We start from the raw sequence: 12,807 nt of genomic DNA on the forward strand, positions 1-12,807 counted from the left end.
ACTCCACCCGCTGACCGGTGGGGTCGACCATGAACTCCAGGCAGTCGTCGTTATAGACCTTGCCGTCGCGGGCCGTCACGGCGGTCTTCAAGGTGCCGACACTCGGCTCGTCGGCCTCGGCGGCGAAGTACAGGTAGCGGTCATCGAAGGCTACTTTGAAGCGAGTCTGGGGCGCTGCTTTGCGGCTTGGCTGATCGAGGACGACAAAGGAACCGTTCCAGGCGCCGGCCTGCCAGGTCGCTTCAGACAGGTCTCCGTCGATCACCACCGGCGTCGAGACCTTCTGGGCCGTTACGGTACGAAGGGGTGCTGCCGGGCATACGGTCACCACGGCGAGCAGGATCAGGTTGAGCAGACAGCGCATCCTGGGCCTCCCGGAATGAGGGATGTCTTGGAGCTGCTTTGGAGTTGCCGGCTCCGCCGGCCTCACTCGCCAAGGGTCGCAACGGGCTCCCAGCCGCCGGCACGGATCACCTTCCAGGAGCCTCGGCGCTTGATGAAGTCCACCGTCACCTTCGCCTTGACGTGGTCGCTGTCGTTCCCCGTTCCGACGAACCAGACCTCCACGCGGAGCTTCGCAGTCGCCCGGTCCCCGGTAACCTGCACCTGCGGTGGCTCGACCTGCACTCGCCAGGGCTCCGGGCTTCGGAAGCCACCGACGACCATCCGGGTCAGGTCCAGCTTCTTGTAGGTGCCGTCGTTGTAGTCGTCATCGATGTGCCGCAAGACGCGGCCGGCGTTTCTCTCTTCAGCGGCGGCACGCACCTCGGCGATCACCGCCAGGATCTGCTCCTCGTCGGTGAGGCGCGGTCGACTCTGCCACCAGCCGATGGCTGCTGCGATCAGCACCAGCGCTCCGCCCATGAGTAGGACCACGCGTCTGCGCATCTCGAGCACCTCCGGGAGAGCTAAGGTACTGTCGATCAGGGAGCCAGCGCCAGCACCAGCGCGCCGGCCGTCACCAGGACTCCTCCCACAGCGGCTTGCCAGGACAGCTTCTCGTGCAGGAACACCACTGCCAGCACAATGGCGAAGGCGACGCTGAGCTTGTCGATCGGAGCCACCCGGGAGGCCGGCCCCAGTTGCAGCGCACGGTAGTAGCACAGCCAGGAGACGCCGGTCGCCAGCGCAGACAGCACAAGGAACACCAGGCAGCGCCGCGAAAGAGTGAGGGGCGATTGCCACTCGCCCCGGAAGGCGACCAGTGCGCCGATGAACACCACGATAACGATCGTGCGCAAGAGCGTGGCCAGATTCGAGTTCACGCCCGTCACGCCGATCTTGCCGAAGATCGCCGTAAGGGCGGCGAAGATTGCGGATAGAATCGCCCATAGCTGCCAGGATACGGTCTGCATTGTGCGTCTCCTTCAACCGAAGTGTGGCGTGGCCGAGGCGGCGGGGCCTCACTGTGCAAGGGGCGATTGACCCCTTGTAACATTCTCGCTAAACTCGCCTAAGGTAGCAGTACTCGCCGGTCTGCGCGAAGGAGGGCGGCATGCTCAGCGATCGCAAGATGGGGTACCTGCTCGCGCTCGTAGCGCTGATCATCACCGCCGCTGCGCAGAGCGTGGGCTGGCTTGCTCCCACCGAGAACGGTCTCCTCAGCCTTCGCTATCGTATCCGCGGGACGACCCCTCCGGCGCCCGAGATCGTGATCGTCAGTCTGGAGCCCGAGTCCCTGCGCGAGGCAGGCGTGACCTCCTGGCCGCCCGAGGTCGGGCTCTATACCCGGACACTGACCCGACTGCAGGAGTGCGGCGCTGCGGTCGCGGTGCTCGACCTTAATGCGCTCGTGGTCACTGAGTGGACGCACATCAGCCCCCGAGACCTGGCTGCCTTGACTGCGGCGATGTCTCGCATTCCGACCGTGCTGCCCGCTGTTGTCCTTCCACCTGCGCCGGGCAGGTCCGTCGCCACTGACCCGGCCGTGCGTCGGTTCTCTCTGGGTGAGGGACAAGTAGCGGTGCCGGCCGAGCTGCGACAAGGGGTTCTTGCAGCCCCGAGTCCTGCACTCTGCGCGGCCGCCGCCGGTCTGGGGCATCTGAATGTCTACCCGGACACCGACGGCGTTCTTCGCTCTCTGCCCCTGGTGACCTGCGCCGAGAACGCCCTGTGGCCTTCGCTGGCGCTGGAGACTCTGCGGGTCCTCCGCAAGCTTCCCCCGGGAACGGCCAGGCTTGCCGACAGCGCACTCACCCTGGGCGATGAACGGGTTCAGGTTGCCACCGGGACGGAGATCCCCATCAACTTCGCCGGCGGGTTCAAGCACTACCTTTACTTGCCTCTCTCGGAGCTGTTGAACACCGAGCCGTCGCAGCTTCGCTCCCGGTTGGCGGGCAAGGTTGCTATCGTCGGCCCGACCGCATCGGACCTGACCATGCTCTGGCGTACCCCGGTTCACCCCGTGATGCCCGGGGTCGAGATCAACGCCAACGTGATCGGCAACCTGCTCCACCATCAGCTTCTGGTCACGCCGCCGACGTGGCTGGCCTTCCTACTCCCGGTACTGTGGGCGATGCTTCTGGGCACCTTCGCAAGCGGAGCCAGTGCGACCCGCGCCACCTTGGTCACCTTGGCCGTGATGCTGGCCGCTGTCCTCATGCCCGCTCTCTACTTCCGCGGCGGGGTCGCCATGCCGGTCGCGCCCGGCCTGATGGCTGCGGCGCTCACAGGACTAATGCTCATCGTCCGTTCCGGTTCGCTGGCCGAACGTGAGCGTGTACATGCTCAGGCTAGTCTCGATTCCCGCCTCCAGGCCATCACCGGGATCGGCACGCTCATCGTCTCCAGCCTCGACCGCACGCAACTGCTGAACCAGATCGTCCGCTGGGTCGAGAGCGAGCTGGATGTCCCGGCCGTCTCGATCCTGCTCATGGACCACAAGCGGCGCCACCTGGTCTTCGAGCTCGCCTCCGGAGAGAAGGGCGAGCAGGTCAAGGCCTTCACTCTCGAACTCGGTCAGGGCGTCGCGGGAGCCGTGGCGGCCACCGGCCAGCCGATGATCGTCCACAATGCCATCCATGATCCGCGCCAGGCGCACGACATCTCCGATGCAATCAGCTACCCGGCCCGCTCGATTCTGTGCGTGCCCATGATGCTGCACGGTGAGGTCATCGGCGTCATCGAGGCCCTCAACAAGCGCTCCGGTCCCTTCACCGCCGACGACGAAGCCCTGCTCACGGTGATTGCCCAGCAGGCCGCGCTGTTCCTTGAGAGCGCCCGGCTGTACTCCGAGCTGCAGCAGCGAGTGGACGCTGCCACCCTCGACCTGCGCAAGGCCAACAGCAGCCTCGCCAGCCAGAAGGCCAAGATCGAGGCCCTGGTCGACCAGATGGAGTCCGGGGTCATCGCCACCGATGCCCGCGATCATGTCGTGATCTGGAACCGCATGGCCGAGTATCTCCTGGGGCTGCCGGAGTCGCATGCCCTGGGGCAACCCGCACTGACCGCCATCCGCCACCCCGAGCTGGCCGAGCTGTTCGCCATGCCGCTGTCACCCGTGGGTGGGCGCCATACCCAGGACATGGACTTCCGCCTTGGCGAGCGGACACTGCACGTCCGGGTCTCCCTGGCCCTTGTCGCGGAGGCCGAGGAAGGCTTCGGCAAGCTGGCACTGCTCACCGACATCACCCAGCTCAAAGAGCTCGATCGGATGAAGACCGACCTCATATCCTTCGTCTCCCACGAGCTGAAGAACCCGCTGACCTCCATCAAGGGCTTCGCCCAGATTCTTCAGCGCAGCCTGGAGGGCGCAGCACCTCCTCAGGTCCGTCTCGTCAGCCTGCTCAATCAGCAGGCGACGCGGATGCAGTGGCTCGTCGAGGACTTCCTGGACATTACGCGCCTCGATGCCGGCATCTCACTCGAGATGCGCCGGCAAGACATTCCCGACTTGCGAGCGCTGGTCCAGAACATCGTTGACCTGCAGGCGGTGACGGCACAGGACCATCAGTTCGTCGTCAAGGTCGAGGACGACGTCCCCACGATCCGCGCCGATAAGGGCAAGCTCGAGCAGGTGCTGGTGAACCTCCTCAGCAACGCCGTGAAGTACTCCCCGGATGGTGGCGAGGTCGCAGTGAACGTCCAGCGCGATGGGGATCAGATCCAGTTCTGCGTATCGGACGAGGGCATTGGCATCAGCACCGAGGAGGCGTCCAACCTCTTCCAGCGCTTCCGCAGGGCTCCCGGTGCTCGTGAGCGGATCAGCGGCACGGGGATCGGTCTGTTCCTCTCGAAGCACCTCATCGAGGCGCACGGAGGACGCATCTGGGCCGAGCCCAGAGAGCGCGGTTCCCGCTTCCTATTCACCATTCCAGTCGCGCCACCGAACTCCGAGGCGGACTGAGCCTCCTGCGGGTGTGATCCGAATGAGGGCGCCCTTGCCGATGAAGCTCGGCGACCAGGTCGAGCTCAAAAAACCGCACGCTTGCGGAGCCAACCGCTGGGAGATTGTGCGCGTCGGCGCCGACGTGAAGTTCAAGTGTCTGGCGTGCGGCCGTCTCGTCATGCTTCCCCGTGATCGCGCCGAACGTCGTATCCGCCGCTTCCTCGACTCCTCAGTTACCGAGCCGACCCCGGACGCTTCCCACAAGTGAAGGGGGACAGCACCCTAGCAGAGCACTGTCCCCGGAAACCAGTCTCGATCCAGCCTCACGTCACGATGCCAGATTGGCGGCGTCGATCACGTTCTTGAGCAGCATCGCGGTCGTGACGGTGCCGACTCCGCCCGGGACCGGCGTGATCTGCGAGGCGATCTCCACCGCCTCCTCGAAGAGCACGTCACCAACGGTCTGGGTCTTGCCCTCGGCATCCTTGATGCGGTTGATGCCCACATCAAGGACGACGGCTCCGGGCTTGATGTGCTCGCCGCGAACAAGGCCCGGCACTCCGACCGCGACCACCAGCAGGTCGGCCCGCGTGGTATGCTCCTTCAGATCGGCGGTGCCGATGTGGCACACCGTGGTCGTGCAGAACTTGTCCAGCAGGAGCAGCGCACTGGGCTTGCCGACGATCTCACTGTGCCCGACTACGCAAGCGTTGATGCCCTTCCCACAGGCGGCCTTCGGATCGTCGAAGAGGCAGACTCCTGAGGCTTTGGCGAGGGCGAAGACGGCCTGCGCGGTACATGGAGCCAGGGTCGTACTGCCCTGAACCACGCGCCCCAGATTCGCGGGGTGAACGCCGTCGACGTCCTTGTTGGGGTTGATCTTCCCCTGGGCCGCCCGAGCATCGACACCCGGAGGCAGAGGCATCAGCAGGATGATGCCGGTCACGTCTCGGTCGGCATTGAGCTCCCCAATCTTCGCTTCAATCGCCGCCTGGTCGGCCGCAGCGCCCAGCTCGATCAACTCGTAGCGGATCCCGACCTCCTCGCAAGCCTTGGCCTGCGCCTTAGCGTAGAAGGCAGCGCCCTTGTTGTCCGTGGCCAGGACTGCCGCGAGCTTGGGAGGCGTCGCCATCTTCGCGACGGCCGCCCTTACCTCCGCCTTGATCTGATCGGCAATCGGGGCCCCTTCGAGCAGTGTTGCCGGCATCTGGATTCCTCTTCCCCTGGTAGGTTGGCTTTCAGTGCTTACGCAAAGGGCGCTGGCATCTCGCCTGCGCCCCCTTGATCTAGAATAGCCCGACTGTGTTGCCGTTCTCGTCGATGTCGACGTCGACGGCAGCCGGTCGTGTGGGTAGTCCCGGCATGGTCCGCATCTCGCCGCAGAGCGGATACAGGAACCCGGCGCCGACTGACGGGCGGACGTCTCGTACCGGCACGCGGAACCCGGTTGGGCGACCCTTGAGGTTCGGATCATGGCTCAAGGACAGGTGCGTCTTCGCCATGCAGATGGGCAGGTTCGCGTAGCCCTGCTTCGTGAAGGTCTCGATCTGCGCCTCGGCCTGAGAGGTATAGTCGACTCCGTCCGCCCCATAGATCTTGGTCGCGATGGTCTCGATCTTCTCCCTGATCGGCGCCTCGAGGTCATACAGGAAGCGGAAGTCACTGGGCTGCTCGCAGGCCGCGACGACGGCCTCGGCCAGCTCAGCGCCGCCCTCGCCGCCTCGTGCATGGACATGGCTCTCGACGGCGGCAGTCGCTCCAGCCTCAAGGGAGATGCGCTTGATAGCCGTCAATTCCGCCTGGGTATCCTGGGCGAAGGCGTTGATGGCCACCACCACGGGCAGACCGAAGAGTCGCAGGTTCTCGATGTGCTTGACCAGGTTCTCCGCGCCCTTTTCGAGTGCCGGCACGTTCTCCTTCTCGATCTCTTCCTTGGGCGGCTTGCGCCCCGGCGGGAACTTGAAGGCGCCACCGTGCATCTTGAGCGCCTTCGCCGTCGCGACGATCACCACGCAGTTCGGGCGCAGGTTCCCGACGCGGCACTTGATGTCCAGGAACTTCTCCGCGCCACAGTCGGCACCGAACCCTGCCTCCGTCACCACGTAGTCGGCGCACTTGAGCGCGATCTTGTCGGCCAGGACGGAGTTGCAGCCGATGGCGATATTGGCGAAGGGTCCCGCGTGGACGAAGGTCGGGCCGCCGTCCAGCGACTGGATCAGGTTCGGCTTGAGGGCGTCGCGCATCAGCACTGTCATGGCTCCGGCAGCACCCAGATCCTCGGCCGTAACCGGCTCGCCCTCTTCGTTCAGCGCAACCTGGATTCGCCCCAGCCGCTGCCGCAGGTCCTGGAGTCCGCTGGTGAGCGCCAGGATCGCCATGACCTCGGAGGCCACGGTGATGTCGAAGCCGGTGCTCCGCGGACGGCCGTCACTGCGGGTACCCAGGCCACCGATCATGTTGCGCAGGAAGTTGTCGTTCATGTCCACGCCGCGCCGCCAGGAGATGGAGTAGGGGTCGATGCGCAGCGGGTTCTTGTGCCAGATGCTGGCGTCGATCATGGCCGCCAGGAGGTTGTTGGCAGCTCCCACGGCGTGGATGTCGCCGGTGAAGTGCAGGTTGAGGTCCTCCATCGGCACAACCTGGGCGTAACCGCCGCCTGCCGCGCCACCCTTGATGCCGAAGACCGGTCCCATGCTCGGCTCGCGAATCGTCTGGATGGCGCGCTTGCCGATGAAGCGCAGGGCCTGTCCCAGACCGAGGGTGGTGACCGTCTTGCCCTCGCCGAGAGGCGTCGGGGTGATTGCGGTCACCAGTACGAGCTTGCCGTCCGGGCTGCTGCCCAGCCGGTCCAGGGCAGACAGGCTCACCTTGGCCTTGTACCGGCCGTACAGGTCGAGCTCCTCCTCGCGGAGGCCGATATCACCGGCCACATCGACGATCGGGCGCATCTTCGCAGACTGCGCGATCTCCAGGTCACTAAGCATGAACTCAACACCTCGTTCTTTCCAGGTCGGAAGGGAAGCCCGCTGGGCTCTTCCCTGATAGCAGGATACACAAACATGCAACGCCTCTGCCGCTCCGTGCAGAGGCACTCTGCGATAACGCTACCTTTTCCCCACCCCGGGCCTTACCTCCTCCTGCCGAGCGACTTTGCCCTTCGCGGCAACGCGTGCTATCATGGGGCCGCCGGGGTTAGCCCGGCCTTGTCCGTTGGCGAAGGGAGTAAGTCGTATGGCGTGCGAAGCATCCGGCCGCCGCTTGCGGGTGGCCGTTCTGTTTGGTGGACGTTCCGGTGAGCACGAAGTGTCGGTCGCCTCAGCCCGCTCGGTGGTCGCCAATCTCGACCCCGAGAAGTATGACGTGATGCTGCTGGGTATCACCAAGGACGGGCGCTGGCAGTTGCCCGCCGAGAGTCAGAAGGCCCTCACCGAGGGGCCTGCACGCGCTCCCGGTGCCTCCGCCATCCTTCCTGCCGACTATCATGCCGGCGGCATCCTCCGGCTTGGCGGCAATGGCTCGCCCTCGACGGCACCCATTGATGTGGTGATCCCCGTCCTGCATGGCACCTATGGAGAGGACGGCACCGTGCAGGGTCTGCTGGACTTGGCGGGCTTGCCCTATGTTGGCGCCGGAGTCCTGGGCAGCGCTGTGGGAATGGACAAGGTCGTCATGAAGACCCTGTTCCGTGCCGCTGGACTTCCCGTGCCAGACTTCGTCTCCTTCAAGCGGCACGAGTGGCAGGCCGATCCGGACAGCCTGCGCAAGCGCATCGCCGAGGAGCTCGGCTACCCGTGCTTCGTCAAGCCCGCGAACCTGGGGTCCAGCGTGGGCATCTCCAAGGTCTGCGACGAGACCGAACTCGACGCAGCGATCGACCTTGCGGCCGAGTATGACCTCAAGGTCATCGTGGAGCGCTCGGTACAGAACGCTCACGAACTCGAATGTGGCGTCCTGGGCAACGACGATCCGCAGGCCTCGGTTGTCGGCGAGGTCATCCCCAGCCGGGATTTCTACTCCTACGAGGCCAAGTACATCGACGACAAGTCGGAGGTCATCATCCCGGCCGACCTGCCCGAGGATCTTAGCGAACAGATACGGGCCCTGTCGGTGAGGGCCTTCCAGGTGGCGGAGTGCGCCGGGCTCGCACGAGTGGACTTCCTGGTCACTCGCGACACCCACGAGGTCTTTGTCATCGAGATCAACACGCTCCCCGGCTTCACCCAGATCTCCATGTACCCCAAGCTGTGGGAGGCGAGCGGCGTGAGCTACAGAGAGCTCATCGACCGCCTCATCGAGTTGGCGCTCGAGCATCATGCTCAACGCGAGAGCCTGCGCACCAGCTATACCTAGATCTTCACACTTGCCACTGCGTCTCAGAGTCCTCCCTCCGGTGACCACTGATGCGCGCTGTGCTGCTGCTGTGGATGGCTACCCTTGCGATCTGGGCCGAAGCTTCGGCCCAGATCCTTGTGCGTAACCCCGCGGAGTTCTCGCGCACCGAAGTCGTGACTGTGCGCCTCCGTGACCTCGACCTGCAACTTCCCCTCCAGGGGAGTCTTGAGGTCCGCGATCCCCGCAACCGCACGCTGAAGTCCCAACTCGACGACCTGGACCTGAGCAACTCCGCCACCGGTCCCGATGCCCTGTGTTTCGAGATCCGCCTCGTCCCCTATGAGACTTCCACGCTGACGATCGGCCCCGGCCTCGGTGCGCGGTCGACTGCCCAGCGCGTACCTCCGGGTGATGTGGACCTTCGCACGCCAGCCTACAGTCTGCACCTGATGGCCGCCGGCGGAGGGCTGAGTGAGCTGCGCGGAGCCGACGGAAGTCTGGTGGCGAACGGGCTCTACCTCTCCCTCGTCGACGGTGGCCTCGACCCGCCGATCCAGTTCGACCAGCGTGGTCTCAAGGCCACCATCGTCCGCTGTCAGGGGCCGCTGCGCGAGACGGTGTTCGCCCAGTACGACCTCGACGACCGGGCCTTCCGCACTGAGCCCTTGATGCGCCTCGTCGGCGAGCTTCGCCCCGGCTACCGCGGCGAGGTCCTCTACAGCGCCTTCCCGGATCACCTGAGCGTGACCCACACCGTCCTGGCGAAGGACAGCTCCCTTCCCGTGGAGCGTTGCCTGGTCACCCTCTCCCTGCCTCTGCCCAAGCGCGAGCCAACGGTCCTGAACCGCTGGAGCTGTCCCGTCGGCGATGGGGCCATTCCCGGCGAGGCAGACCGCAAGGCTCGTGGCTGGACGGCGCGTCCCCCGGTTTCCGACGCACGCTGGGTCGACTTCACTGGTCCCCAGTCCGGCCTGGCCCTTGTCCCCGACTTCCGAACCGATGCGGCCGTGCAGTTCTACGATTCCCGCGAGGAACCGCGCTCCGCCGGCGACCGGCTCAGCTATGTGCGGTACCTGGACAGCGTGACCAGCACGATGTACCTCGTGCCGCATGCGCCGAAGGCCCGGCCCACGGGACTGTTGCAGCGGCTGTCGACTCCGCTGGAGATCACCGGACTCGAGCCGCCTTTGCCCGCACTGCAGAAAGCGCGGAGGGCACTCCAGACAGCTACCGACTCCCTGCGCGAGGCCAGTCGCACCGAGGCCTTCATCACGCCCGCAGACCTGCAGGTCCATGCTGCCACCAGCCTCCTGGCGATGGCCCAGCTTTGCGCAAGGAATGAACGCCTCACCCAGGCTACGAGGCTGGCGCAGGAAGCTGCCAACCGTGCCGAGGCAGCGACCGCCTTCCTGCAGGGCACCTCGGAGAACGAGTTGCGTGCCCCTGCACCGGCACGACTGGGCACCCTCCTAGTCGGTGTGCGCCTGGGGAGTGGCCCGCGATCCGTCGGCACCGGCTGGGACCGGTGCCTGACCGCCCTGCGCAGCTTCGGGATCACGAACATCGCCGACGACAACCTGCTGAGTTGGCGTGCCTGTGAGCCCTCGCCGGGGCAGTTCGACTTCACCCAGGCTGACGACTTCCTCGACCGCCTGGAGCGGTCCGGGATGCGCCTCCTGCCGGGAATCGACCCCTGGCTGGCGGCTCCGCAGTGGGTGAAGCCTGAGGACGACTTCGCGGCGCTGACCGAGCGCTACTGCGAGGAGTTGCTGCCCCGTCTGAAGGGGCGTGATGCAGTCCTTGGCTGGCGGATGACGACCGCTCCCGGTAGCCTCTGGGGCCCCAACTCCGGCGATCCAGCACCGCGCTTCCGTGAGTGGCTGCGCAAGCGGTACGTGAACCTGCTGGCCTTCAATGCTGCCTGGGGCACCAACTACACGAGCCTCGACCAGGTGCAGCTTCCGACCTATCCTCCGGCGCCGATGCTCACGATTGGTCAGGAGTTGCCGGCTGCGTCTCCTGCGACGACGGCACCTGAGGCAACAGCCCCGACCACACCGACCGCGCTCACGAACCAGGCGATCCTGGACCTGAACCGATTCCTCGCCGACGATCTCATCGGCCGTCTGGGCCGCCTCACCGCCTTCGCGCAGAAGCTCGATCCTGACCGCCCGGCGGTCGTGACCTGCCCGGATGCTCAGCCGGGATTCGCCAGTCCCGCTGCCGCTGATCCCTGGAGCCTGCGCGAGGTCTCCCGCGGAGCCTACTGCCACAGCTTCCAGTTCGCCTCCGACCTCGGCACAGTCGGCGGCGGCTTCGGGGACTACCGGTTGGCCTGGCCCTTCGGCGTCGCTGTCGAGAAGTCCGCACTGGGCGATCGTCCGATCTGGTGCACCGACCTCGCCCAGAACTGGTGGCAGCGTCCGCTTCGACTCGCTTCTCGCGCCGACGTGCGCGTCACGACCTGGATGGCGGTTGCCGAGGGACTGCGCGGCGTCTTTGCTGCCGAGGTTCCGGGAGGACGCTGGTCCGCGGCCAACTTCGACAACTCGCCCTTGCCGGTGCTGGAGGAGTTCGGTGTGCTGGCCGCGCAGCTTCGGACCCTGGGACCGTACCTGGGCGAGGCAACGCCCTGGCCGGCGGAGGTCGCGATCTACTGGCCGACGGACAGCCTTGCGCGCCAGTCGGGTGGCCGAGCTTCCGTCGATCCGCGTGATCCGCAGGGGCCCCGTGCCCGCCTGCGGTCTCTGTGGCAGGCGCTCTCGGTCGGCGAGCACTATCCGGTGCGCTTCCTGGAGGACAGCGCGGTCCTCGGCGACGAACTCAAGGGCTACAAGGCCCTGGTGCTGACGGAGGCGCTGTGCCTGTCTGAGGACGTTGCGAAGCGACTGGCGACCTTCGTGAAGGACGGCGGCCTGCTGGTCCTCCTGGGGCCGACGGGCGCCTTCGACACGCAGGGCACGCCCTGTGTGCCCGCACCGACGGCTTCCCTGCGGGACCTCATCGGCGCGCGCCTCAAGGTTGTGCGCGAGGCCGAGTTGACGGTCGCGCGTCAGCCCATCACTCGCAAGACGCCGCTGGCCTGCTACGTGCCGATAGCCTCCGACCTCAAGGTGCTTGCGAAGGACCCCGAGACCGGCGACCTGCTGGCCTTCTCGCGCGATGTGGGGCGCGGGCAGGTGCTCGTGGTCGGTGCCTCCCTGGGGGTCGCCACCGACACTGCAACCGGTGCCGGGCGACGCTGGCTGGCCGAGCAACTCGGACGCCGGGGGATCTACCCGCCCATCGTGGACAGCGCAGCACCGGCCGAGCTGCCCTCGGTGTACCCGCGTCTCTTCACCCACGGCGAGCGCGAGCATCTGGTGGTGGCCAACCTCACGGCCCAGGACCTACCGCTGACCATCACTCTCGCCGCCAGCGTGCGGGTGTCGGACAAGCCTTACGACCTACTGACGGGAACGTCCTGCCCACGTCGCTCGCCCCATTCGCTGTTCGCGCCAATCCCTGCGGGCGAGGTCCTCTGGATCTGCCTGTAGGTCGCTGCAGACCTCCTGTCCTCGCGAGGGAGCGTTCCGGAATGCCTGCCTCTTTGTGCGTGAGCCTCCTGACGATGGGCGGCAGCTCACTGTTGCTGCAGGTCCTGCTCTTGCGGGAGCTGCTCACCTCCTTCTTTGGCAACGAGCTGGCTGTCAGCACCGTCCTTGCCTCCTGGCTCCTTCTGGTCGCTGCAGGCAGCGCCCTGGGCTCGCGCAGTGGCCGGTCGCCGACGGCCGGTGTACGCACCTTCGGGCTGCTGCAGGTGCTGTTGGCAGTGGTCGTCCCGCTCGCGGTTCTGGGCTCTCGCTTCGTGGGCGGACGCACCTTCTTCCCCGGCGAGGTCGTGTCCCCGCCAATCATGCTCGGTCTCTCCGCGCTGACGGTCGCTCCCGGCTGCTTGCTCCTGGGTGCCCAGTTTGCCGCAGGCTGCCGTGCGGCCCTGGAGCTTGGCCTCGGCTCCCGCAGTTCCTCCACCGTCTACGCGCTCGAAGCCCTCGGCGCTCTCACTGCCGGGCTGCTCTTCCACTTCCTCCTCGCCGACCACTACGGGCCGGTCAGCCTTGGCCTGGTGCTGGGAGCCCTCAATGCCCTCAGTGCCGTGGGGCTGCTCA

10 protein-coding genes are annotated in these 12,807 nt (G+C 66.2%); 5 read left to right on the forward strand and 5 right to left on the reverse strand.

Features of this window, described 5'->3' with window-relative positions:
• The 3 genes from ABFE16_20000 to ABFE16_20010 form a co-directional block, all read right to left on the reverse strand.
• A partial coding sequence (locus ABFE16_20000) for a carbohydrate-binding family 9-like protein (GenBank protein MEN6347583.1) occupies positions 1–364 on the reverse strand: 364 nt, incomplete at its 3' end.
• A gap of 62 nt (positions 365–426) precedes the next feature.
• Entirely contained in the window at positions 427–888 is a 462-nt protein-coding gene (locus tag ABFE16_20005) for a hypothetical protein (GenBank protein ID MEN6347584.1), read from the reverse strand.
• A gap of 35 nt (positions 889–923) precedes the next feature.
• Entirely contained in the window at positions 924–1,355 is a 432-nt protein-coding gene (locus tag ABFE16_20010) for an EamA family transporter (protein MEN6347585.1), read from the reverse strand.
• A 140-nt stretch (positions 1,356–1,495) separates the two neighbouring features.
• Between ABFE16_20010 and ABFE16_20015 the strand changes: the two genes are divergently transcribed.
• Positions 1,496–4,345 carry a CHASE2 domain-containing protein gene (locus ABFE16_20015; GenBank protein MEN6347586.1) on the forward strand — a complete coding sequence of 950 codons (2,850 nt, stop codon included), beginning with the start codon at positions 1,496–1,498 and terminating at the stop codon, positions 4,343–4,345.
• Between the two features lie 22 nt (positions 4,346–4,367).
• Positions 4,368–4,595, forward strand: coding sequence for a DUF951 domain-containing protein (locus ABFE16_20020; GenBank protein ID MEN6347587.1), 228 nt, complete (start codon positions 4,368–4,370; stop codon positions 4,593–4,595).
• Positions 4,596–4,655: 60 nt separating this feature from the next.
• On the opposite strand, the gene ABFE16_20025 is transcribed toward ABFE16_20020, so the two are convergent.
• Complete coding sequence (locus tag ABFE16_20025) at positions 4,656–5,534, reverse strand: bifunctional 5,10-methylenetetrahydrofolate dehydrogenase/5,10-methenyltetrahydrofolate cyclohydrolase (protein MEN6347588.1); 879 nt, start codon at positions 5,532–5,534, stop codon at positions 4,656–4,658.
• A gap of 79 nt (positions 5,535–5,613) precedes the next feature.
• A complete protein-coding gene (locus ABFE16_20030) occupies positions 5,614–7,311 on the reverse strand; it encodes a formate--tetrahydrofolate ligase (protein ID MEN6347589.1) in 1,698 nt (565 codons plus the stop codon).
• Between the two features lie 247 nt (positions 7,312–7,558).
• Between ABFE16_20030 and ABFE16_20035 the strand changes: the two genes are divergently transcribed.
• From ABFE16_20035 to ABFE16_20045, 3 genes are all read left to right on the forward strand, one after another.
• Positions 7,559–8,677: a D-alanine--D-alanine ligase family protein gene (locus ABFE16_20035; protein MEN6347590.1), complete on the forward strand. Its 1,119-nt coding sequence runs from the start codon at positions 7,559–7,561 to the stop codon at positions 8,675–8,677.
• Between the two features lie 50 nt (positions 8,678–8,727).
• Entirely contained in the window at positions 8,728–12,195 is a 3,468-nt protein-coding gene (locus ABFE16_20040; GenBank protein ID MEN6347591.1) for a DUF4861 family protein, read from the forward strand.
• A gap of 41 nt (positions 12,196–12,236) precedes the next feature.
• The coding region (locus ABFE16_20045; protein ID MEN6347592.1) for a hypothetical protein at positions 12,237–12,807 on the forward strand (571 nt) is incomplete at its 3' end.

Source organism: Armatimonadia bacterium, from assembly GCA_039679385.1.
Lineage (GTDB): Bacteria > Armatimonadota > Zipacnadia > Zipacnadales > JABUFB01 > JAJFTQ01.